At 63.0% G+C, this 24,220-nt stretch carries 19 protein-coding genes; 17 read left to right on the top strand and 2 right to left on the bottom strand.

What is annotated here, in order from left to right:
- The first annotated feature begins 88 nt into the window (after positions 1-88).
- Together PCJ49_RS18845 and PCJ49_RS18850 are read left to right on the top strand one after the other, a co-directional pair.
- Positions 89-3,436: a hypothetical protein gene (locus PCJ49_RS18845; RefSeq protein ID WP_269912305.1), complete on the top strand. Its 3,348-nt coding sequence runs from the start codon at positions 89-91 to the stop codon at positions 3,434-3,436.
- A 194-nt stretch (positions 3,437-3,630) separates the two neighbouring features.
- A complete protein-coding gene (locus tag PCJ49_RS18850) occupies positions 3,631-4,038 on the top strand; it encodes a hypothetical protein (RefSeq protein ID WP_089289484.1) in 408 nt (135 codons plus the stop codon).
- A 462-nt stretch (positions 4,039-4,500) separates the two neighbouring features.
- On the opposite strand, the gene PCJ49_RS18855 is transcribed toward PCJ49_RS18850, so the two are convergent.
- Both PCJ49_RS18855 and PCJ49_RS18860 read right to left on the bottom strand, forming a co-directional pair.
- Positions 4,501-5,091 (bottom strand): hypothetical protein, encoded by a 591-nt coding sequence (locus PCJ49_RS18855; protein WP_269912306.1) that lies wholly within the window; start codon positions 5,089-5,091, stop codon positions 4,501-4,503.
- Positions 5,073-5,876, bottom strand: coding sequence for a hypothetical protein (locus tag PCJ49_RS18860; protein WP_089289486.1), 804 nt, complete (start codon positions 5,874-5,876; stop codon positions 5,073-5,075). Before PCJ49_RS18860 ends, PCJ49_RS18855 begins: the two co-directional genes overlap by 19 nt.
- Before the next feature lie 279 nt (positions 5,877-6,155).
- On the opposite strand from PCJ49_RS18860, the gene PCJ49_RS18865 reads away from it, so the two are divergent.
- The 15 genes from PCJ49_RS18865 (at position 6,156) to PCJ49_RS18935 (ending at position 24,218) form a co-directional block, all read left to right on the top strand.
- Complete coding sequence (locus PCJ49_RS18865; RefSeq protein ID WP_269912307.1) at positions 6,156-6,767, top strand: hypothetical protein; 612 nt, start codon at positions 6,156-6,158, stop codon at positions 6,765-6,767.
- A 98-nt stretch (positions 6,768-6,865) separates the two neighbouring features.
- Complete coding sequence (locus PCJ49_RS18870; protein WP_089289488.1) at positions 6,866-7,330, top strand: hypothetical protein; 465 nt, start codon at positions 6,866-6,868, stop codon at positions 7,328-7,330.
- A 339-nt stretch (positions 7,331-7,669) separates the two neighbouring features.
- On the top strand, positions 7,670-7,828 hold the full coding sequence (locus PCJ49_RS18875; RefSeq protein WP_160106002.1) for a hypothetical protein: 159 nt from the start codon (positions 7,670-7,672) through the stop codon (positions 7,826-7,828).
- Between the two features lie 6 nt (positions 7,829-7,834).
- Positions 7,835-8,779, top strand: coding sequence for a hypothetical protein (locus PCJ49_RS18880; protein WP_269912308.1), 945 nt, complete (start codon positions 7,835-7,837; stop codon positions 8,777-8,779).
- A gap of 190 nt (positions 8,780-8,969) precedes the next feature.
- Complete coding sequence (locus tag PCJ49_RS18885; RefSeq protein ID WP_089289490.1) at positions 8,970-9,167, top strand: hypothetical protein; 198 nt, start codon at positions 8,970-8,972, stop codon at positions 9,165-9,167.
- A 71-nt stretch (positions 9,168-9,238) separates the two neighbouring features.
- Positions 9,239-9,685: a hypothetical protein gene (locus PCJ49_RS18890; protein WP_269912309.1), complete on the top strand. Its 447-nt coding sequence runs from the start codon at positions 9,239-9,241 to the stop codon at positions 9,683-9,685.
- Positions 9,651-9,977 carry a hypothetical protein gene (locus PCJ49_RS18895; RefSeq protein ID WP_269912310.1) on the top strand — a complete coding sequence of 109 codons (327 nt, stop codon included), beginning with the start codon at positions 9,651-9,653 and terminating at the stop codon, positions 9,975-9,977. Before PCJ49_RS18890 ends, PCJ49_RS18895 begins: the two co-directional genes overlap by 35 nt.
- On the top strand, positions 9,977-12,778 hold the full coding sequence (locus tag PCJ49_RS18900; protein ID WP_269912311.1) for a hypothetical protein: 2,802 nt from the start codon (positions 9,977-9,979) through the stop codon (positions 12,776-12,778). Before PCJ49_RS18895 ends, PCJ49_RS18900 begins: the two co-directional genes overlap by 1 nt.
- A 9-nt stretch (positions 12,779-12,787) precedes the next feature.
- Positions 12,788-13,132 (top strand): phage tail protein, encoded by a 345-nt coding sequence (locus PCJ49_RS18905; protein WP_089289494.1) that lies wholly within the window; start codon positions 12,788-12,790, stop codon positions 13,130-13,132.
- Positions 13,129-13,905: a phage minor tail protein L gene (locus PCJ49_RS18910; RefSeq protein ID WP_269912312.1), complete on the top strand. Its 777-nt coding sequence runs from the start codon at positions 13,129-13,131 to the stop codon at positions 13,903-13,905. Before PCJ49_RS18905 ends, PCJ49_RS18910 begins: the two co-directional genes overlap by 4 nt.
- Positions 13,906-13,950: 45 nt before the next feature.
- Positions 13,951-14,664 (top strand): Mov34/MPN/PAD-1 family protein, encoded by a 714-nt coding sequence (locus tag PCJ49_RS18915; protein ID WP_089289496.1) that lies wholly within the window; start codon positions 13,951-13,953, stop codon positions 14,662-14,664.
- Positions 14,661-15,386 carry a hypothetical protein gene (locus tag PCJ49_RS18920; protein ID WP_269912313.1) on the top strand — a complete coding sequence of 242 codons (726 nt, stop codon included), beginning with the start codon at positions 14,661-14,663 and terminating at the stop codon, positions 15,384-15,386. Before PCJ49_RS18915 ends, PCJ49_RS18920 begins: the two co-directional genes overlap by 4 nt.
- Positions 15,387-15,397: 11 nt before the next feature.
- Positions 15,398-21,925, top strand: a complete 6,528-nt coding sequence (locus PCJ49_RS18925) for a phage tail protein (RefSeq protein ID WP_269912314.1) — start codon at positions 15,398-15,400, stop codon at positions 21,923-21,925.
- A complete protein-coding gene (locus PCJ49_RS18930) occupies positions 21,922-22,224 on the top strand; it encodes a hypothetical protein (protein WP_089289499.1) in 303 nt (100 codons plus the stop codon). The genes PCJ49_RS18925 and PCJ49_RS18930 overlap by 4 nt, the downstream gene beginning before the upstream one ends.
- On the top strand, positions 22,221-24,218 hold the full coding sequence (locus tag PCJ49_RS18935; RefSeq protein WP_269912315.1) for a hypothetical protein: 1,998 nt from the start codon (positions 22,221-22,223) through the stop codon (positions 24,216-24,218). Before PCJ49_RS18930 ends, PCJ49_RS18935 begins: the two co-directional genes overlap by 4 nt.
- Positions 24,219-24,220 lie beyond the last annotated feature (2 nt).

Here is a 24,220-nt window from a genome sequence, read left to right on the forward strand (position 1 = left end):
TTTCCCCAGGCGCGGGGCGCGCGGCACCCTGCGCGTCCGGCCCTTGCTGCAACCCAGGCTAGATAGCCGGACCCGAGGGGGCTTTGATATGCCGCAGCCCGTTTTTCTGAAACGTTCCGCCATTGCCGGAAAGACGCCCACCACCGCCGATCTGGCCCTGGGCGAACTGGCCATCAATACCAGCGACGGCAAGCTGTTCTTCAAAAAGAACAGCGCCGGCACGGAATCCATCGTCACCCTGGGCGCGTCCAGCGATACGCCGGGCAGCCAGACCGCCGACCAGCTGAAGCTGCAAGCCCCCAGCCTGCGCGCCCTGACCGGCACGGTGACCCTGCAATGGCGCGATGGCAGCCTGACCTTCAGCGACAATCAGAGCCTGGAACCGGGCGAGGTGGTGCTGGCCACCAACGCGGGCGGCGCCCGCACCAGCTTCAAAATCATTGCCGGGTCCGGCAAGGCCTATCTGTCCAACCGCATCGTCGGGAACAATGATGGCAGCGCCGTCTTCACCGATCTTGCCGCCTGCAAGCCCAACCTGACCGCCCAGGGTGTGGCCCTGGGGGGGACCGGCACGGCCTTGTCTTTCGATGCAGCGGTGGGGCTGTTGATGGTGGGGGGTGGGCTGGCCCGCACCCCCCTGGGGCTACATGCGGGTGTGCTGGCGCAGAACGACAGCACCATAAGTCCGGCGCTGGGGGCAATCGGTAAGGGGACGGGCGTCCCCCGCCTGTATCTGGCCCGCCAGCGCGGCACGGCAGAGGCACCAGAGGCGGTGCAGGATCAGGACAGCATCGGCCTGATGAACTGGTATGGCATGATCCCGGCAGCCTATGGGCCTGCCTACAGCAATTTCCTCACCATCCAGGTGAATGCCGGCCTTCAGGCCGGGAAATATCAGAGCCAGATTTATGTCAAGGCGCTGGACGGGCAGCAAAATGAATTCATGCCGTTGCGGGTGGGCGATGGCTTTGTCACGCTGACAACGGGGAACCGGTCTGGCGGCGATCCCGCCTGGTTCTCCGTTGAAGGCCTGGTGTCGGGCACGGCGCGCAACCTGTTCTGGCTCAGCCACGCCAATTCCTACATCGCCACCCACAAGCTGTCCGTGTTCAATTACACGCCCGACGCCCCCACCCAGCTGATGGTCGGGCATCTGGGCGACAACAGCGCGCCCTATTTCTCACTCTATCGCGGGCGGGGCAGCCAGGATAGCGGCCAGTTCCCCAAGAATGGTGATCGGCTGGGGCAGATTGATATCGGCGGCTATATGGGTGACCGGGGTTTCCCGCTGCCGTCGGTCTATTTCACAGCAGAAGCCAGCGGCGACTGGTCGGCCACCAACCAAAGCGCCGAGCTGCTGATTGCCACCACCGTTGGCACCGCCTGGACGGAACGGCTGCGGTTCCGTACCGACGGGGTGCTGGTGGCCAGCAACATCATGCAATCCTCTGCCTTCATCTCCACCGTCGCCACCGGCACCCCCCCGCTGACGGTCGCCTCTCGCACCACAGTGGCCAACCTGAATGCCGATGCGGTGGATGGTTACCACGTTGATACTGTGAACAATCCCGGCACCATCCCGGTGCGTGATGGCGAATATGGGCTGATCGCGTCGGCGCAGACGCTGGAAAATAACGGGGCGACCGCGTGGCTGAAGGGCCCCGTCAATGCCGAAGGGGAACGCTGGACGGCGCAGGCCACCCTCGAACCCGGCGCCTTTGAGTTCCAGGCCTTCGCGGAAGGGCAGGGCCAGACCTGGCTGAAGGTTTCCGGCAATCCCGGCACACCGAGGACGGCCAGCTTTAACGTGGATGTCCACGCGTTCAGCTTTACGGTGAGAGCACAAACTAAAACCGCGGAGCGCTGGGCGACGTGGTGCTCCCCGCTAGACGGCTCCCTTGAGTTCTGGACCCTCACCGACGATACGGAGAAAGTCTGGCTGAAGGTTTCCGGCACCCCCGGCGCGCCGGATACGGCCAGCTTTGACGTGAATGTTCGCGCGCTCAGCTTTACGGTGGATACAGCAACCCCCATCGAAGGCTCCACGGGATGTACCCTGCGCAATAATGACGGTGTGCTGGTGTTTGAAAATGCCGCCGATATCCCTGTTGGAAGTACAGTTGTCGCCAACTACGGCAGTATCACCACACCGTTCAGAATATTGTCGAAAATTTCGGCAACAGAATATCAAACAGACAGCATCTCCAGATCTTCCACAACCCAACGCTATATAAATTACTATTACACCCCTGCTGTTCTGAAGGCGACGGGGGTAGACCCGTATGGCAACAACCACACGACCTTTGATTATGATGCCACCATCGGCCGCCTGAACATTGGTTCAGGCGCCACGCGGGTCCCGTTTACCGGATATCTGGGTTTGACGGTCAGTTCCGCCGGAATTACGCCCATTGTGGGCATTCTCAGCCACACCGACAGCCCTGGCGGCCAGTTCTATATCGCGCGCCATCGCGGAACACCGGCAGCGCCGGCCGTTCTCAATAATGGCGACCGTATTGGTTCGCTTGATTTCCTGGCTATGGCAAATCAAGCTGGGAAGGCCGCGTACACGTCCCTGTTCCGGCTCTCCGTGGATGCCAGTGTCTATAACGGGCTTGTCGCCACGGCCGCCTATATTATCGGTGTGGATGGTGGCCAGCGCTCCTGGCAGGTCATGGGCTTTGTCAATGGCAATGTCGCCATCAATACGGGCATGGATTTCTTTGGGGGATCGTGCGATTTCGCCGTCACCACCGGCAGCCCTGGCGACAATCCCTATACCGAACGCCTGCGTCTGAAGGGCGCCAGCGGCTTCCTGGGTGTCGGCACATCAACACCCCAAGGCAATCTGCATGTGCAGAATATCGCCGGAACGATCCCCGGTCTGACGACGACGGCAAACCAGGCGCTTAACCCGGACGGCACCGCTGTCATCGTCTCTGCCATCGGCAAGGGTTCGGCCCGCTTTGCCGCCTTTGGTGTGGGGGCCAGTGCCGGGCTTGATCTGCACTATACCCAATCGACGACGCCCGGCTATTTCGGGGTCGGCGTGGATATCGGCACCATCCGCTGGCGCGGCTGGGATGCCAACACCACGGACTGGGTGAATGCTTTCACCCTGACCGCCATCAGCGAAGGTACCTGGACCAGCACATCCCGCCCCACCGCACTTTCCTTCGCGTCCAGCACCGGCACCGCCATGGCCGAACGGATGCGCATCCGGGCGGATGGGGCCATCGCCCTGGCCGGAAACACGGTCAAGGTCTTCAACCCCAGGGGCCATCTGGTGCTGCGGCCCTATGCCAAGGCAGCCCTGCCCACGGCAACCGACCTGTGGGAGATGATCTGCGTCACCGATGATGCCGGCGGCGCGGTGCCCGCCTTCTGGGATGGGGCCGCCTGGCGGCGCGTCACCGACAGGGCCGCCATTTCCTGATGACGCCTTGTACCAATCCCCCTGGATCGTGAGCGATCCAGGGGGGTTTTTGTTCCCTCAGGCGCCGGGTGAAAAGTCTCTCGACTGTGCAAGTGTGCTTATGTATTATACCGTCGAATCGCGCGGCCATCGGTTTCCCGGCCCGGCAGCCGCCGCCGGCACCGCTTTCACAGCAACCCTGAAAGGATGCTTCCATGTCTGTTGTCACGTTGAAGGTCGCTGACCTCCGCGCCTCCCTGCCGGCGCTGGAAAAGCTGCGCAATCAGCCCAAGGCCTCGCCGCGCCTGGGCTTCAAGATGGCGCGCAACCTGCGCGAACTGGGCGCCCATATCGAAACGCTTCAGCAACAGGAACGCGCCATCCTGACCGATACGGCCGAGCTGGATGAAAAGGGCGATTTCGTTTTCAGTGATGAAGCCAAGACCAACATCAGCCTGAAAGACCCGCAGACCTATGCGGCCAAGATGCTGGAACTGGTGAATATTGACCTGGACGCCCATCTGAGCCTGCTGTCAGAAGAAGACCTGGCCAGCGTGACCGTGCTGTCGGTACAGGATTATCTGACCCTGGATTATCTGCTGGAAAAGCCGGCAGAAGCCTGAACCAGATCGCCGGTGACTGCCGCCCGGCGATCTGACGGCCGGCCTTCGGGCCGGCCCGCCGCCGATGCGCACCACGTCAGACCCCGTGACGGCGCATCCGCAGGCCCAAAAAAAGGGGGGAACCGGGTCTCTCGTTTCCTCGCCCCGTTCCCCCCCTTTTTCAAAGCCCGGCCGGGTTCGCCCCGCCGGGCTTTGTTTTGCCCGGCCGCCGGCCTTCAAGGGGCATGTCCCATGCCCCTTATACGTTCCCTCAGACGCCGGGCGGGCGCATCCGCGCCCTTGGCTTACGCGCCCATGGGGGCGCGGGCCGGCAGTCGCCGGCCTTCAAGGGGCATGTCCCATGCCCCTTATACGTTCCCTCAGACGCCGGGCGGGCGCATCCGCGCCCTTGGCTTACGCGCCCATGGGGGCGCGGGCCGGCAGTCGCCGGCCTTCAAGGGGCATGTCCCATGCCCCTTGATGTTAAACCATATCCGGCAACAGGGGTTGAGGATATAGCGGGAGGCTGCGTGTCATGGCCGCGACTTTCCCGACCAGCGGTTCATCCTCACAGCCGGCCGTCCATTCCTCAAACGACAGCAGCGGCACGCACTTTCCTTCCCAACCCTTTCCCCCGCCATTATCGAAGGTGTGGAAAACCACCTCTTCATATCCAAGGTCTTCTGCGGCATGAAGACAGGTCAGCAACTGGATGGCATCGGGCGTGCCGATATGTCTGGGGTCTTTGCGGGCGTGGCGATATCGCCGGTCTTTCAAAATGGCGGCCCGCTTCATGATCTCTGGCGTGGGGCCGATCGGCAGAAAGACCCCGCTGACATCATCGAAAAAATCATCGATATGGTCAAAGCCGCGTTGCCGCAAGGCGCTTGGCCGTATCTCCGCCAGGGTGATCGTTGAAAACAGAATATCGATCTGGCCGGCCTGGGCATCCCGGATATATTGCACGATGTCGGCCACATATTCAGGCGGCGTCTGGGTCAGATATCGATAAAATACGCAAGAATCCCAGAATAGTGCTTTGCGTAAATCAGGCATCAGGCGGCGCCATCCCAATCAGCAGCAATAAGATTATTGAAACGCCCCTGCCAGCGCAGCATATCGGGACGCGGCTTCACTTCCTTATAGTGCAGAATTTCGATACGTTCCGGCAGGCCGCTTGTCCCATTATAATGGGCGCGGCCTTCCACGCTGACGCGGCGGTCCAGAATCTCCCGGATCTGCTCTGACGTGGCCCCAACATAAACGCAGTCAATCTCCCGGCCGCCGGCGCGCAGAATCAGCTTCAAGCGGGGGGTATCGCCGCGCAGATCCACTTCCTTGATCGTGCCATCGAACGTGCCGATGGCGACGCCGCGATACAGGCGCTGCGGCTTCGGGGTGGCGATGGTCTGCGCCCGGACCACCTGCTTCAGAAAGAAATCATCGACCCGGAAGGGCTTAAACCCCCCGATGCTGAGGTCCGTATGGGAAAATTCTTCTGCCACACCGCGCGCGATGGCGGCAATATGGGGCAGGCAGGCGCCATATTGTTCAAGCACGGCGCGATCAAGATCGCCGATCCCGGCGATTGTCGCCCCCAGAACATCCGCGCCTGATTTCTGGCGGGGGCGCTTGGACATCACCACTTCCGTCAGGGTGGCCGATGCGCTTTCATTCTTCAGTTCGGCGATAACATAATCAAACCGCATACCGCCATTGGCGATTCTGTCCGCCGTTTCCAGCGCCTTGACCAGGGCGGCAAGCTGGCGTGCGAAAACAGCGGCGCGGACACGGCTGTTCGTGTCCGGCGCGCCATGCACCCTCAGCTTGATCTGACCGCTTTGCAGTTGGTCGGCCATCGCACCCCACCGAAAACCCATTCACCAAACGCCCGCCCGCCATACCCTATGCACAAGCAACAGGCGGCGTTCGGCCGGATTCTACGCCGATTTCCGCAAAATTCAAACGCTGTCAGCGCGCACGCCCGCCCGCCGGCAGGGGCTGGCGGCCCCGTCAGTGCAGTTAATTGCACTTGATGGTATAATAGATATACGATAGCCTGCTGGCATGGGTGTCATGGATATGCGGCCTGTCCGGGGGCATATCGGCCACCATCATTTCATCTGACAGGGTTGGATATGCGCCTGCTGACGCCACAGACCATTCGCGCCGCCCTGGGCGTGGACGATGCCAAGCCGTTCAACGATGCCATCGGCACCGCCCTGGATACCGCCAGTTCCCGCCTTGCCACCGAGCTGCGCACCCCGTTTGCGTTCAGCCCGCAGCAGCAGGACATTTTCTACATCGATCGCCTGTTCACCCAGGGCCGGCTGGCCCAGGTGGAACTATGCCTGTCACGCGGGCTGCTGCGGCCGGACAAGCCGGTGCTGGTGGAATGGTCGGACGACCTGCTGTTCACCAGCCCGCAGCCGGTGGCCAACGCCTATCAATCCCTGAACTATGACAAGGGCTTGCTGACCCTGCTGGATGGGGCCGTGCAGCACCGGTTTGTGCGGGTCACCTATACGGCCGGCATTGACACGCTGGATGATGTCTATGCCGATCCTGATCTGCTGCCCGGCTGGCTGGCCGATGCGGCCCGGCTGCATGTCACGCTCAGCCTGCAAAACCATCCGCTGTTCCGCGATCATGACCGGGCCGTGGATTACAAGCTGATGGCGCAGCAGCTTCAGGACATCCTGGCCGGCCAGCTGCGCTATCGCCCCTCTGCCCTGCGGCCGATCCGTTAAGGCGGGCGCCCGGCGTCTGAGGGAACGCGAAATCTTCCTGGATCGGTCACGACCCAGGAAGATTGGTATAACATCCGCCTTTCAGGGAAGCCCCCGTGATGGAAACCAAACGCCAGCGTATCATCAAGGCCGTGCAGGCCGTTCTGGAACGGCTTCAGGCCGGGCAGCCCGCCGATGATCCCTATGGCATCAGCTTCACCAAAATCTATCGTGAAGTGCTGGATGATGGGCTGGTGAAGGGCAAGGCGGCCGTTGCCGCCGTGCTGGACAAGACGGAAACCAAGCTGCGCCTGGTCAACCATGATCAGTGCACCCTGCGGGTGAATGTGGAATTCCATGTCATGTATGGCACCGGCGACCAGCGGGCCGACCGGATGAACGCCGTGCTGGGTGACATTCAGCGCGCCTTCCGCAGTGATTTCACCCTGGGCGGCGTTGCAATCAACTGCACTGAGGCCGGAAACGAGATCGACAGCACCGGTCGTTTCACCGGCTATGGTTCCGGCACCCTGTTGCTGGACATTCTGTACCGGCACGCCAAGCACGATCCGCGCCTGGGATAGGGTTTAGTCTCCCTGGATCGTGAGCGATCCAGGGATGTTTTTGTTCCCTCAGGCCCCGGGCGCTGCCTCCGGCAGCTTGGCTTACGCGCCACGTGGCGCGGGCCGGCGGTCGCCGGCCTGGATCGTGAGCAATGCAGGGAGGTTTTTGTTCCCTCAGGCGCCGGGCGGCGGCATCCGCCGCCTTGGCTTACGCGCCCACGCGGGCGCGGGCCGGCGACCGCCGGCCTGGATCGTGAGCGATCCTGGGAGATTTTGCGTTCCCCCATACACGCAGCGCCATCTTGCGAGCGCCTTGCTGTGCTGGTATAAAATTCATGTCACAGCACCCGGAGATTTGCCATGGCAGTCAAGACCAAGACCCCGGCGGTGGCGCCAGCCGCCGAGGCACCGCCGCCCGCAGCCGACGCGCTGCTGGCGGGTGACGAACTTTTCAAGGCCGGTCACGGGGGCAGTTACACGCTGCTGCCGGATGGCCGTCGCGTCCTGTCCAAGGAGTAATCGCAGATGCCCATCCTTTATGATCGCGCCCTTGCCGCGTTCAAGATTGAAACCACGCCGGGTGTTGATGCCAACCCCACCGATGCCGACCTGTTGCTGGTTGATGATCCGCAGTTCAGCGCCGACATCACCTTCATCGAACGGCCGATGTCGTCGCTGGACCTGTCGAACTTCAAGAAGCGTCCGGGCCGCAAGCTGGCCAAGGTGACCTTCAAGCATGAAGCGCGCGGCAATGGCGCCACCGCCTTTGCCAATACGGTGCCGATGCTGGGCCGCCTGCTGCGTGCCTGCGGCATGGCGGAAACCATCGTCAACACCCCGCGCCGCATCGAATATACCCCCGCCACCGTCAACCAGACGACGGCGACCCTGTATGTCTATTATGACGGCCTGCTGCACAAGCTGACGGGTTGTCAGGGTGACTGGTCGTTCGAAGGCACGGCGGGTGGCCTGGGCCATTTCACCTTTACCTTCACCGGTAATTATGCCGATCCGACGCCGGCCGCCTTCCCCACGGTTTCCCCGTCTGAACAGTCGATCGATCCGCCGATCATCGAAAATGCCGGTTTCAGCGTGGCGGGCAATACCGGGCTGGTGATCAGCAAGTTCAGCATGGCCATGGCCAACACGGTTGCCCAGCGCGACAATGTGAATGCGGCGGCTGGTTTCCAGGGCCTGTTCATCTCTGCCCGCGCGCCGACCATGGGCTTTGACCCGGAAATGGTGCTGGAAGCCACGCACCCGTTCTGGGCCAGCATGTCGGGCGGCACCGAAGTGGCCATGACGGCGCTGATCAATGGCGGTGCGGGCAATTCCGTGCAGTTCGACGCCCCGAAGGTGCAGTACACCGCCCTGGGTTACCAGAACCGCAACACCATCCGCGCCTATCAGGTCAGCTGCGTGTTGAACCGCAACACCGGCAATGACGAACTGAAGATCACGCTGAAGTGATACCAGGCCGCCGAGGGTTTGACCCTTGGCGGCCTGATGGCCGGCGACCGCTGGCTTAGCACCCGCGTGGGCGCGTAAGCCAAGGCGGCGGATGCCGCCGCCCGGCGCCTGAGGGAACAGAAAATCTCCCTGGATCGGTCACGATCCAGGGCGATCGGTATCAGCAAAGGGGCCGGCAGGGGGGGGCACAATGGCGGGCATCCAGATTAAGGTTTACCTCGTCGAGGCGCCCGCCCCGACCCCTGCCCCTGAAGCAACGGCCGGTGAACCAGCGGCCGGTGAATGCCGCCAGGTGGTTGGCGTGAAACTGTCGCAAGGCAGCGCCAACCGGCTGGCCGATCAGCATCCGGGCGCCGTGGTCACCCGGATGCTGGCCGACAAGGCCTGAAACCACCCACCCACACAGACCCCACCGTCGACAGCAGAAAAGGCAGAACGATGGCCATTACCGCATTACGCATGGACAGCACCCGGATCCATGAATCCGACAGCGACCCCGACAAGGGCACGCCGGCGGCCACCCGCTTTGTGCTGGGCGTCATCCCGGCGCGCATTCTGGCGCGCATCAATGACAAGGCGACCCGGTTCGAAGGAATGCCCGGCGGCGGCCAGTTGAAGATGGATTTCAGCGCCCATGCCACCTGCCTGGAAATGCTGCGCTGGGGCCTGAAGGGCTGGGAAAACCTGCTGGATGCCGGCACGGGCCAGCCGCTGGTCTTTGAAACCCGCGAGGAACTGGACGGCAATATCCGCACCAAGGTGCCCACCGATGCCTGCCTGACGGCCGTGCCCGGTGACCTGCGGATGGAACTGGCCAATGCCATCCGCGATTTCAACACGGTGACAAGGACCGACCAGGTCTCTCCGTCGGGTGGTGCTGGCGATCAGCCTGCTACCGCAGCGTGACTGCGCCACCTGCACCGATCTGCGGAAGGCGCAATGGGGTTGCGCTGCTGATGCGCTGATCCCGATAAAGTTTGATGGCGAGGAAGCGCGGCGCTGCCCAAAGCGCCCGCTTCTGGACCAGCCGGAGGCCCTGGCGTCGGTATTCACAGCCTATCGCTGGTTCACCAAAGGCCACCTTATCGAGAGCGGAAGCTGGATCGACCAGCCCGCTGTGTATTGCGATCTGATGCAGATAATTGACATGGCCCAGGCCGATGCCGAAGCCGAGATGACGACAAGAAGGGGCGGCTGATGAGCACGAGCAATGCCGGGCAGGCTTTCACCCAGCAGTTCATGGATGATACCGTCGCCGCCCTGAAGGCCATTGGCCAGCAGCTGGAAAAAATGGGCAAACAGGCCGACGGCGCCGACGACAAGGTCAAAGGCCTGGCCGCCGCCATGAAGATTGCCGAGAGGGGGTTGCAGGCCTTTTCCAGCGCCGTGGCCAAGCTGGACCTGCGCGGCATGGTCAAGAACGTGCTGGATACCAGCGTCGCCTTTGAACGGATGCAGAAATCCCTGCGGCCGGTCACCACATCGGCCGAACAGGCACGGGAAGAATTCGCCTATCTGAAGGAATTCGTCGCCGGCACATCCTTTACCATGGATGACGTGACGAAAAGCTTCATCGCGCTGAAAACCAACGGGCTGGATGCCAGCCTGGGCAGCCTGAAGAATTACGGCGAAACAGCCGCTTCCATGGGCACCACCCTGGAAAAATATGTCGGTGCCGTCACCAATGCCGCCAAATCCAACTTTGATGGGCTGAAGGATTTCGGCATCAAGGTCACCGAACAGGGGGGCAAGGTCACCCTGGCCTATGATGGTGTCACCACCACCGTGTCGAAAAACAGCGACGCGGTGGTCAAGGCCCTGCAAAATATCGGCAAGGTCCATTTTGCCGGCGGCATGGACGAACAGACCGAGAGCCTGGGCGGCGCCCTGACGCGGCTGGGCACCAACGTTTCCCTGTTCATGGAAAAGATCGGCGAGGGCGGGCTGGCCCAGGCCGTGTCCAATCTGGCCAACTGGTTCGCTGACACCGCCGGTGGTTCCGACAACCTGGCCGAGAGCCTGAGCATCATGCTGACCAAGGTGACCGAACTGGTCCAGGGCGGTCTGCAATGGATGGCGGATAACCTGCCGCTGGTCATGGGGGGGCTGAGCGCCCTGTTCGGCGCGCAGATGCTGCTGGGCTTCGGCAGCCTGGTCAGCAGCATCAAAGCTGCCAGCGGCGCCATGGCCACCTTCAACGCCATTGCCTCCGCCAACCCGATCGGGCTGGTGATCTCCGCCCTGGGGCTGGCCGCCGGCGCCTTCATCAGCTATCGCGCCTCCGTGGGCACGCCGGACCCCAACACACCGGGGGCCGGGGCGGCTGGGGCGGCCGGGGCCGACGTGCCCGAGGAGAAGATTGACCCCACCGTGCGGCAGGCCATGGACCTTGCCAATAAACGGCACGACCCGCTGAACAAAACGCTGCGGAACACGACGCAGCAGGAACAGGCAAAGGCCCTGGAGACCCTGTATGCCGCCGTGGCCGATCAGGAAAAGGCCCGCGCCGAGAAAGTTCAGGAGGCCCTTGACGCCGACCTGAGGCTGGCAGAGCTTGCCAGACAGGGCACCAAAGACTGGGCGCAGAAATTCCAGTCGCGGTTTGATCAGATGTATAAAGATAAGCCGCAGACGTGGGATAATCTTATCCCGTCCCAAAGACCTAACGCTGGCCCAGAGGAATTGGCAAACGTCGCCTTTGCCAAGGCCTTCATCGAGAACAAGCGCCACCCGCTGAACACGCAGGCGGATGATAAGGCCCTTATCGATTACAAGGATGCCATCCGCATTCTGGAAGGGGCCAAGCCCGGTATCAAACCGGTGGAGAATAAGCCGCCGAAGCTGCCCACGCCCCCCAATGTGGCGAAGCAGGCCGAAGAGGATCAGGCGCTGAAAAATGCGCAGGAGCTGCTGGCGAAGGCGCAGAGTGATCTGGACAACCTTGCCAACGCCAAGAAGACGGAGGCCGAAAAGGCCTCGGCCCCCTTCTTGAAAACCCTGGCCGACCTGCGCGGCAGCCTGAAGGCCCTGCCCGTCGGATCGGCGGATTTTGAGAAGAACCTGACCCTTCAGGGCCAGGTTGCCGAAGCCGGGCGCATCGCCGGGCTGGATGCCCAAACCGCCGTCAACAAGGAAGGCGACACGGTGCTGCGCCAGGGCAGTGACCTGGATGAGCAGACACACGCCATGAAGGAGGGCCGCAAGGCCCTGGAAGAATATACCAAGAAGAAGAGGCAGGATGCCGAGCTGGACAAATTCCGGCTGGAGCTTCAGGCCGCCTGGGACAAGGGTTACCGCCAGGAAGGCAAAACCCTGGAAGACATCATCGAGGACTTCAAGAAAAAGCGCCAAGCCTTTGAAGAGACAACGGCGGCCTATGAAAATTCCCAGAAGGTTCTCTCCACCTTCGAAGGTATTTTCCAAAATGGCATGAACAGCGTCGGTGATACGCTGGTCAATTCCCTGATGAAGGGGGAAAACGCCTTGCAGGGCCTGAAGAATGTGGCGCTCAGCGTGTTCGACTCCATCGTCAAGGCGGCCATGCAGATGGCCATCATCAACCCGCTGCTGAACGCGATGGGGCTGAATGGCGGCACCCTGCTGCCCACCCTGTTCGCGGCCAATGGCGCCGCGTTTGACGGGGGCACGCCGGTCACCGCCTTTGCCAGCGGCGGCGTGGTGGGCGGCCCGACCTATTTCCCGATGAAGGGCGGGGTCGGCCTGATGGGCGAGGCGGGGCCGGAAGCCATCATGCCGCTGCGCCGCCTGGCCAATGGCCGCCTGGGCGTGGAAACCACCCGCCATGGCGGCGCCGGCGGTGGTGGCGGCATGGTGGTGAACATGCCGATCACCGTGCAGGGCAGCAGCGGCAACCGCACCGATGATGAAGCCTATGCCCGCATGGTGGGCAAATCCGTCCGTGATGCGGTGGATGCCCGTTTCTATGACCTGGTCACCAAGGAGTCCCGCTACGGGGGCACCTTCAACCGCGCATTCTGAGGCAGACCCATGACCGTCTTCGCGCCGCCCCAGCCGCCCAATGTCGGCTTTTCTGTCGAAAACACCATCCGCCTGTCGGTGGCGCAGTTCGGTGACGGCTATAGCCAGCGCATCGCCGACGGCATCAACAACCTTCAGCAAAGCACCAGCCTTTCCTGGAGCGCGCTGACGGCCGTGGAGGCCGACGCCATCGAGGGCTTCTTCAAGGCCCGCAGCGATGGCAGCGCCTTCACCTATACCCTGCCCGGCACCACAGGGGCCGTGCGCTGGATGATCGCGCAATGGACGCGCACGCTGGAAACGCCCGGCCTGTGGAACATCAATGCCAGCCTGACCAAGGTGTTCGACCTATGACCGACCAGACCCACGCCACCGACCCGTACCATGACAAGCAGCCGCGCCATCAGGTGCCGCCCGCCCTGCGCGCCGACAGCCAGCGGCTGACCCCCGGTCGCCGCGTCCACCTGTATGAATTGGATATGGGCGTCTTCGGGCTGGGCGTGGAACGGTTCTGCGCCGACAGCGAGGAAACCGCCCCCGTCAAATTCCGGGGCCATGAATTCCCGCCGGTGGCGATCCAGGCATCGGGCTTTGAATATTCCGGCCAGGGATCGGTGCCAACCCCGCGCCTGACGGTTTCCCTGATCAACACCGTCTTCAATGCGCTGGTGAATGATTATGATGATCTGATCGGCGCCCGGCTGACCCGCCTGCGCACCTTTGCCCATTTTCTGGATGGCGGGGCGCAGGCCGACCCCCATGCTGTGCTGATGCCCGACATTTATTATGTCGAACGCAAGGTGGTATCCGATGGCGTGACCATCGAATGGGAATTGTCGCCCAGCGTCAGCTATCAAAGCCGGATGCTGCCGGCGCGCCAGGTGTTCCGCGATACCTGCACCCACACATACCGCCGCTGGGACGCCCAGGCCGGCGCCTTTGATAACAGCAAGGCGAGCTGCCCCTATGCCGGCAGCAAATATTTCACCTATGACGGCACGCCCACCAGCAACCCGGCCGAAGACCGGCCCAGCAAACAATTGACCACCTGCTGCAAGCGGCGGTTCGGTGATGACGCCGTGCTGCCCACCCGCGCCTTCCCCGGCGTGGCCCGCATTAAGGCGTGACCGCCCCGGCGTGTTCGTATAACATACGGCGCACAGGAGGCCCGTATGTTTGACCCGTGCACGCTCGCCCGCGCCGAGATCGACCGTTTCAACGCCCATGTGCTGGCCTGTTATCCCCAGGAAGCCTGCGGCATCATCACCGGCGGCAGCTTTGTGCCGGTGCCCAATATCCACCCGGAACCGGAAGATCAATTCGCCATGGCCCCCGCAGACCAGCTGCGGCATGGGCCGGTGGAAGCGGTTGTCCACAGCCATATTGCTGGCCGGCACCACCCGGTGCCCAGCGCCCAGGACATGCGCCAGCAAATGGCCAGCGCCGTGCCCTGGGGCCTGGTCAGCACCGATGGCGAACAGGTTTCATCGCTGCTCTGGTGGGGGGATTTCCGGCTGGATGAACCGCTGATCGGGGCTGAATTCATCCACGGGGTGCAGGATTGTTACAGCGCCATCCGCAAATGGTACTGGCAGGAACGGCGCATCCGGCTGCCGGATTTCCCGCGCGACCATGAATGGTGGGCAGATGGCGGCAACCTGTACGAGACCGGCTTCCCGCAAGCCGGCTTTGTGGAGGTGCCGTTGCAGGATCTGGCGCATGGCGATGTGGTGCTGGGCCAGGTGCGGGCGCCCTGTTTGAACCATGGCGGGATCTATCTGGAGGGCGGGTTGATCTTTCACCACCTTCAGGAACGGCTGTCCCGCCGGGAATCGATCTATCCCTGGATGCGCTATGTGAAAAAGGCCTTGAGGTACGCAGGATGAAAACGGTCATTCTTCACGGGGCGCTGGCAGACAGCTATGGCGGCCCCTTCACCCTGGATATCCACACGCCGCTGGAAGCCTTCCGCGCGCTGGGGGCCAACCTGCCCGGCTTCTGGCCGACGGTGCGCGATGGCGCCTATCAGATTGTTGCCGGCGATATGGATACCGGCATGGAAGTGGACAGCGAATTGCTGGGGCTGGGCCTGGGCCGGTGCAATGAACTGCACATCGTGCCGGCGCTGGCCGGCGGCGGCCGGGGCGCCGGCAAGGTCATTCTGGGCGTGGCGCTGATCGCCGCCGCCTGGTGGGCGGCCCCCCTGGTGACGGCTGGCGGGGCAGCGGCGGCCGGCGGGGCAGCGGCTGGCGGGGCAGCGGCGGCCGGCGGGGCCGCCGTTGGCTCCATCGCCTGGAGCGCCCCTGCGCTTCTGGGCCTCAATTTTGGCCAGATTGCCGTGATGGGCGGCATGATGGCCCTGGGCGGTGTCGCCCAGATGCTGGCGCCGACCCCCAAGGTTGCCCAGGCGCGCGACCGCAACGAAAGCTTTCTGTTCAACGGGCCGGGCAATGTCTCGACCCAGGGTGGTGCCGTTCCCCTGGTCTATGGCGAATTCATCACCGACAGCACCGTCGTTTCCCAGGGGATCGACAGTGAAAGCATCCGCACCTTTGACAGTGACATCGTTCTGCCGGGTGACGGCTGGAACGGTTACGACGCCCGTTGATGAGGCCAGCCATGCGCGCAACGATCCAGGGTTCCGGCAGCAAGAAGGGCAAGACGCCCATTGAAGCCCCCAACACCCTGCGGGCCAAGGCCGTGGCCCGCGTCATCGACGTCATCTCCGAAGGGGAGATTGCCGGGCTGGTGAATGGGAAGAAATCCATCTTCTTTGATGATACGCCGCTGGAAAACAAGGATGGTTCCAGCAATTTCCAGGGCGTGGAAACGGTGCTGCGCTATGGCCTGCCGGATCAGGATTTCATCCCCGGCTTCCCGGCGGCGGAAAACCCCGTCGGCGTGGGCAGCCGGGTGGTGACCAAGGGGCCACAGCCCGGCCCCTATACGGCCACCATCAATTCACCGTCGGTCAATGCGGTGCGGGTGACGCTGGCCTTTGCCACCATGACGGACCTGAACGAGAAGACGGGCGATCTGAACGGCTCATCGGTGCAGATTGCCATCGATGTGGCCCCGATTGGCGGGATCTATAAAGAGGCGCTGACCGCCACCATTTCCGGCAAGAATACCAGCCCCTATCAGGAAAGCTTCCGGGTGGAACGGCCGGCGGGCGTGACCGCCGGCTGGCAGTTCCGGGTGCGCCGCCTGACCGATGACAGCACCCGCGCCACCCTGAACAACCAGATGACCGTGGCGCAATATACAGAGCTGACGGATGGCAAATTCAGCTATCCCGACACGGCCCTGGTTGCCCATACGATCAATGCCGAACAGTTCGGCAGCGGCATCCCCACGCGCGCCTATCATATTTATGGCATCAAGGTGCAGGTGCCGGTCAATTATGACCCGCAGACCCGCACCTATACCGGCATCTGGGACGGCACGTTCAAGCGGGCCTGGACCTGCAATCCGGCCTGGATCATGTATGATCTGCTGGTCAATGACCGCTATGGCATGGGCGACACCATCAACCCTGAACAGGTTGATAAATGGGCGCTGTACCAGATCGGCCAATATTGCGACCAGCTGGTGCCCGATGGTTTTGGCGGCCAGGAACCGCGTTTCCGTTTCAATGGCGTGATCAAGAACCGGGAAGAGGCGCTGCGCGTGGTGCAGTTTGTCGCTTCCTGCTTCCAGGGCATTTCCTATTGGGCGTCGGGTGCCGTCACGGCCGTCTGCGACCAGCCCAAAGACCCGGTGAAGCTGGTCACCGCCGCCAATGTCATCAATGGCCGTTTCACCTATGCCGGCACGCCGCGCAGCCAGCGCTATACCGTGGCCTATGTCACCTGGAACGACCCCACCGACATGTGCCGCCCGGCGGTGGAACCGGTGGAGGCCGATCCCGAACATATTGCCCGGTATGGCATTCAGGAAACCTCCATCACCGCGCCCGGCTGCACCAGCCGGGGCCAGGCGCACCGGTTCGGCAAATGGCATCTGGATACCGGCATCACCGCCACCCAGACAGTGAATTACACCGCCGGCATGGACCATGCCGATGTGATGCCCGGCGATATCATCGCCGTGGCCGACCCGAAATTTGCCGGCGTGCGCATGGGCGGCCGGCTGGTGGCGGTGGATGCCAGCAGCGCCACCCTGGATGCCCCCATCACCCTGGCGGCGAACCACACCTATCGCATCTCCATGGTGTTGCCGGATAATCAGGTGGCGGAACGCGTCATCACCAATGGGCCCGGCACCCATACGCTGATCAACTGGGCCGAGGCGCTGCCGGTTGCGCCCATCACCGGCGCCATGTTCGTGATCACCGGCACCGACATTGCCCCGCGCCAGTTCCGCGTGCTGACGGTGAAGGAGGAAGAGGATAATCCGGGCCTGTTCCAGGTCACCGCCCTTTTCCACGATCCGACCAAATTCGCCCGCGTCGAACAGAACCTGAAGCTGGAACCCAGCCCCTATCAGCGCATTGACAAGGGCATTGGCGGCGTCGGCAACCTGACCATCAGCGAGGAAAGCTCCCGCACGCCGGGGGGCACCAACAAGCGGCTGAGCCTGTCCTGGGACAAGCCGGCGCGCGGCATGGTCAGCCATTATTTCGTGCAATATGACCGTTCCAGCGCCGGCCTGTCAGAGCCGATCCAGGTCTATGGCCAGAATTACATCATCGAAGATGCGGTGGACGGATCATGGGTCTTCCATGTCTGGGCCGTTTCCATTTTCGATCTGGCCGGCCCGGTCACCCGCAGCAACCCCTATGTGCTGGACAGCAGCGCCAAATCGGACCTGAAGCCGCCCCTGAACCTGACGGTGGCGGGCGGCGGCAATGCCTTTACCGGCCGCGATCTGGTGTTCACCTTCGATCCCCACCCCGACAATGCCGGCATGGCGCCCGGCCTGGTGCAGGCCGGTTATGTGGTGGAGGTGCGCAACCCGCTGGATAATGCCCTGTTGCGCACCTGGGTGGTGGAAGAGATGGAAAGCGCCCGCAAGGGCGTGACCTATTATTATGATGATAACCGCAATGATGCCGGCGGCGCGCCGCTGCGCCGGCTGAAGGTGCAGGTCTTCGCCCGCGACACGTTCGGCCGGATCAGCGAAACCAGCACGGCAGAGATTTTCGACAATCCGGTGCCGGCCCCGGTGAACCCCACCGTCACGCCCGGCCTGGGGCTGGTATCGCTGCTCTATACCAGCACCGACCCGGATGTGGCGGGGGCAGAGCTGCACCTGTCCACCAGCAAGGGCTTCAGTCCGGGCCCCGGCACGCTGGCGGCCGACGGGCCGCAGCTGCCGCTGACGGCCAGCGTCAATGGCGGCGTCACCTATTATGGGCGGCTGGGCCTGTATGACAGTTTCGGCCGCACGGGCATGGGCTATTCCCCGGAATTCAGCTTCACCGCCCGCGATGTCGGCCTGCTGGATCTGACCGCCTCGTCACAGGTGTTCAAGCTGGCCGCCAACGGCACGGCCAGCCCGGCCAGCATCGATTTCACCGCCAACCCGCGCGGCCTGACCGGCGGCACCCTGACCTGGCAGGTGACCGCCGGCAACGCCACGCTGACCAGCCTGGGCAATAACCGCCGCCTGGATGCCGCCAACCTGACCAGCGACACGGCCACCATCCAGGCCAGTTACAGCCTGAATGGCCAGACCTATCAGGACAGCATCACCGTCGCCAAGTTGAAGGACGGGGTGAACACCATCAATGTGCTGCTGAGCAACGAGGCGCAGGCCGTGCCGGCCGATGCCAATGGCACGGTGACCAGCCTGAACGGGGCCGAAACCCTGGTCACCGTGTTCCAGGGCACCAGCGACGTGACCGACGCCTGGAGCTTCACCGGCAGCGCCAGCAATTGCAGCTTCACCCAGCCCGCCAAACAGCGGTTCGTTGTCACCGCCCTGACGGCCGATGCCGGCCATATCGACATCACCGCCACCGACGGCAAGGGCGCCAGCATCACCCGCCGCTTCAACCTGACCAAGGTGCGCACAGGCGCCACCGGGCCGGCCGGCAGCGATGCCAAGCTGGCGGTGCTGACATCGAACAGCCAGACATTCCGCATCGACAAGAATGGCAATGTCACGCCCAGCGCCATCACCCTGACCGCCACCGGGCAGCGGCTGAATGGCAGCCCCAGCTTCACCGTCATTTCCGGCAAAGTCACGCTGACCGGCAGCGACACCACCCGCACCCTGTCCTATGACAAGATGGAAACCGATGCGGTCTCCATCAAGCTTGACTGGGACGGGCAGACCGACACCCTGTCCATCGTGAAGCTGCGCGAAGGGGCAGACGGGGCCAATGGTGCCGATGCCATCACCGCCATTCTGACCAACGAGGCGCACACCCTGGCGGCCAGCCCCAGCGGGGTGGTGGGTTCCTATGCCGGGGCCAGCACCCGGATGCTGGTGTTCCAGGGCACAACCGATGTGACCAGCGCCTGGAATATCAGCATCGGCGGGACAAGCACGGGCATCGTCGCCAGCATGGCCAATGGCACCGTCAGCGTCACCAGCATGAGCGGTGACGATGGCTATGTTGACGTCACCGCCACCCGCAGCGGCTATACCGCCATCAGCAAACGTTTCTCCCTGACCAAATCCAAGACGGGGGCCACCGGGCCAACCGGGCCGACAGGCGCCACCGGGCCGGCCGGCAGCGATGCCAAGCTGGCGGTGCTGACATCAGACAGCCAGACATTCCGCATCGCCAAGAATGGCAATGTCACGCCCAGCGCCATCACCCTGACCGCCACCGGGCAGCGGCTGAATGGCAGCCCCAGCTTCACCGTCATTTCCGGCAAAGTCACGCTGACCGGCAGCGACACCACCCGCACCCTGTCCTATGACAAGATGGAAACCGATGCGGTCTCCATCAAGCTTGACTGGGACGGGCAGACCGACACCCTGTCCATCGTGAAGCTGCGCGAAGGGGCAGACGGGGCCAATGGTGCCGATGCCATCACCGCCATTCTGACCAACGAGGCGCACACCCTGGCGGCCAGCCCCAGCGGGGTGGTGGGTTCCTATGCCGGGGCCAGCACCCGGATGCTGGTGTTCCAGGGCACAACCGATGTCACGGCCAGCTGGACGATCAGCATCAGCGGCAGCACCGGCGCCACCGCCACCATGGCGAATGGTGAAATCACCGTCACCGACATGACGGCGGACAGCGGCTATGTGGATATCACCGCGACCCGCAGCGGCTTTACCACCATCAACAAGCGCTTCTCCCTGACCAAATCCAAGACGGGGGCCACCGGGCAGACCGGGCCGACCGGGCCAAAAGGCGGCGATGCCAAGCTGGCGGTGCTGACATCGGACAGCCAGACATTCCGCATCGCCAAGAACGGCACTGTCACGCCCAGCATCATCACCCTGACCGCCGCCGGGCAGAATCTGGGCGGCGCGCCAAGCTTCACCGTCATTTCCGGCAAAGCCACGCTGGCCGGCAGCGGCACCACCCGCACCCTGTCCTATGAAAAGATGGAAAGCGAGGCGGTCTCCGTCAAAATCGACTGGGACGGGCAGACCGACACCCTGTCCATCGTGAAGCTGCGCGAAGGGGCGGATGGGGCCAATGGGGCCAATGGCGCCGACGCCATCACCGCCATTCTGACCAACGAGGCGCACACCGTCCCGGCCGATGCCAATGGCAATGTCGCGTCCTTTGGCGATGCCTGGACCCAGATGGTGGTCTATCAGGGCATCCGGGACGTGACCAATGACTGGATGCACAGCGCCAGCGCCGGCCCCGGTGTTGCTGTGACCTCCCAGGGCAACACGCACTATGTCACCGCCCTGTCCCAGGATACGGGCTATGTGAATGTGTATGCCGCGCGGGGCGGGGTCACCCTGACCAAACGGTTCACCATTACCAAATCCCGCACAGGGGCCACCGGGCAGACGGGGCCGACCGGGCCAAAAGGCAGCGATGCCAAACTGGTGGTGCTGACCTCTGACAGCCAGACCTTCCGCATCGCCAAGAACGGCACTGTCAGCCAGGGCACCATCACGCTGACGGCCAAAGGCCAGAACCTGAGCGGCAAACCCAGCTTCAGCGTCACCAGCGGCGGCACCCTGCGCGATGCCGGCAGCAACCCGGCCGCCAGCAGCTACAGCCAGAGCCTGGCCTTTGCCGAGATGACCAGCGACGCGGTCTCCGTCACCGTGACCTGGGACGGGCAAAGCGACACCCTGTCCATCGTGAAGCTGCGCGAAGGGGCAGACGGGGCCACGGGTGCCCCTGCGCTGACCGCCTTCCTGACCAACGAGGCCCACACCCTGGCCGCCGATGTTAACGGGGCCGTTGGCAGCTTTGCAGGCTGCACCACCCAGATGCTGGTGTACCAGGGCATCACGGACACCACAAACCTGTGGACCTTCTCCATCGCCATGCCGGGCGGCATCAACGCCACCCTGTCCGGCAACACGGTGGACGTCACTGCGCTGTCCGGCGACAGCGGCTTCGTGGATATCTCGGCTGACCGGGGCGGGTTTGCCCGCGTGACCAAGCGCTTCTCCGTGGTCAAATCCAAGACCGGGACGGCTGGCGCCAACGGGAATAACGGCACCTCTGTCCGGCTGGAATACAGCGCTGATCAGGTCAACTGGTACGCCGCCATCAACGATACCCGCGTCTTCGCGCGTGAGGTTTTCACGGCGGTCGATGGCAAAATCACCTATGGCACGCCGTTCCGCATCATTGGCCAGAATGGGGCCAACGGGCAGACCGGCACGCGGGGCAATGTGCAGACCTTCCGCTGGATCAACTGGTGGGGATGGAGCGATGACGAAGCGCGGGAAGCGGTAAAACTGATGTCCGGCGGTCTGCCGCTCTATATGGATACGGTGACCCTGTATAACGGCGAATACAAATATGCCGAAACCCGCTATTTCGACGGCAGCAATTGGACCGGCGTGGGCACCGTTCTGAACGGCAACCTGCTGGTGAACGGGTCGGTGGCAGCGGAAAAATTGCAGGTCAACAGCCTGCGCGCCGTCACCGGCACCATCGGCAACTTCACCGGCAGCGGCGGGGACCGGATGGAACTGTCCGATGACGGTATCCGGATCTACAGCGGCAACATTCTGCGCGTCAGCCTGGGGAAACTGTCATGAGCTGGGGCCTGTCCGTCTATCTGGCCGATGGCACCACCCGGCTGATCTCACCAGAGGATCTGGGGGCCCTGTATGTGGGCAGCTTCAGCGTTGCCGCCGGCGAGAGCCGCACCTTCACCTTTAATGGCAGCGACGGCCTGCCCAACCTGTCCGGCCGGTCCATCCGGGTGCTGCAACAGGTGGCCGGCTCGCATAGCTGGCAGATCAGCAGCCAGAACCCGCCCACGCTGACCGTGACCGCCGGCGTATTCAATCCGGGGAAGGGCGTTTTCTCCAAACTGATGGTGTTCGCGGTATGAGCTATGGCCTGCAAATCACCAATGCCAATAGCGAGTTGGTCATTGATGAACGGTTCCGCGTGCCCAGCCTGCTGGGCCGCCTGGCCGTCAACCCCCAGCCCTACAGGGTCGAGCCGTTCGGCACCCGGTATTTCCAGTTCCACGCCCTGACCAGCAGTGCCGCCAATGGGCAGGTTGACCCGCTGACCTTCTGGACCATCCCGGAAACCGGGGATGATACCTGGTATTGTCTGGAAACCGCCCCCGACACCCAAAGCGCCATCATCGTGGCCCGGTCCAGTCCTGGCGGCACCTATCCCCTGCCCGACGCCTATGTGTTTGCGACCCAGGGGCAGGCGCGGAGCGGCGAGAGATACGGCCTGCGTGTCTTCACCCCCGGCGGGGGCATCTGTTTTGACAGCGGGCTGCCGCACCTGTCCATCAAACAAATTTCCCCCTATTTCGGCTATCCGGCCGAAACGACGGATGAGCAAAGCGTGGTTTTCGGCAGCCTGCCGGGCACGCCGGCCTTTTTCATCCCCCCTTATCACAGGCTGAGTGCCCGAGCGCGCCCCAACGACCCCAAACAGGCCACCAGCGGGGAATATTTCGGCTTTGTCCGGCGTAGCGGCAGCACCCTGTTCTGCCGCCTGCTGCAAACCCTTGAAACCATGGAAGATGGTCCCGTCGGCTACACTATCACCTATGGCGCCCGCACCGGCCTGTTCAGCCCCGTCATCGATGCCGCCCTGTATGCCGCCCCCAGCGGCGGCACCGGCATTGGCGGCGACGCCCCGCGCTATACGTTGAGCAGCAATACCAGCAGCGTCAATGAAGGCGGCATCGTGACCTGGACCTTCCAGGCGCAGAATACCAGCCAGACCCGTTTCGATTACAGCATCACCGGCATCAGCGCCGATGACCTGGAAAGCGGCACGCTGACCGGCACGCTGACCCTGGATGCCCAGGGCATTGCCACCCACGCCGAAACCCTGAAGCAAGACGTCAGCTTTGGCGAAGGACAGGAGACGCTGTATTTCAACATTGCCGGGCTGAGCAGCGCGGTGGTGGTGAATGACACCTCCGTGGCGTCGGAATCCTATTATTTCAGCAATGCGCCCGGCCTGCTGTCGGAAGGGGACGAAGGGACCATCACCCTGCATTCCCGCAATATCCCCACACCGCGCACCATCACCTTTGAATTGGCCCCCCCGACAGGCGGCGGCACCCCGGCCGGATCGGCGGATGTGACGCTGGGCGAAACCCTGTCCTATCAGCCGGTCGGCAATTTCGATCACACGCTCACCTATAAGGTGGCGGCCGACGCCCTGACCGAAGGCACCGAATGGTTCCGGGTGGTGGCGAAACATAATGGGGCGGTGATCGCCACCACCGGCAATATCCAGATCAGCGATACATCGCAGAGCAGCACCGGCGGCTATACCAGCGCCACCATCAGCGGCCATAAGATGCTGCCGGCAACAGACCCCTATATCTTCGATAGTCCCAACAACTCGGTCTGGGTCGTAGAAGATGATAATGTCTTCGTCTATCTGACAATCACCATCAATCAGGGGGGGGCCGACACCCCCGTTGTCTGGAAACTTTCCTCAGACACCAACAACAATGCCAGCACCAATGATTTTGAGATTATGCCCCTGGTGCGCCCGCCCAGGGATGGCATGACGGATCAGCAGGCGCAGCTTTACCTGGCCATCTATGGTGACCTGAAAGCCGCCTTTGGCGCCAGCAACGTGGCTGCCGCCAAGCAGCATTGGTACAATAACGGCTTTAATGAAAAACGCATGGTGCCCTCCGATATTCTGCCGGGGGCCAACACCGGCACCGTCTATACCGGCGTGGTGGACCCCGATCTGCCACAGGAAGCCCGGCTGATGCTGCGTCCCAAGCGGGACGACACTGTCGAGAACAACGAAAATCTGACCATCACCATTCCGGGCACCAGCGCCAGCTTCACCATCATCATCGAAAACGACGATAGAGGGACCGCGTAACA

Origin of the sequence: Niveispirillum sp. BGYR6 (genome assembly GCF_027568365.1) — a bacterium.
GTDB lineage: Bacteria > Pseudomonadota > Alphaproteobacteria > Azospirillales > Azospirillaceae > Niveispirillum.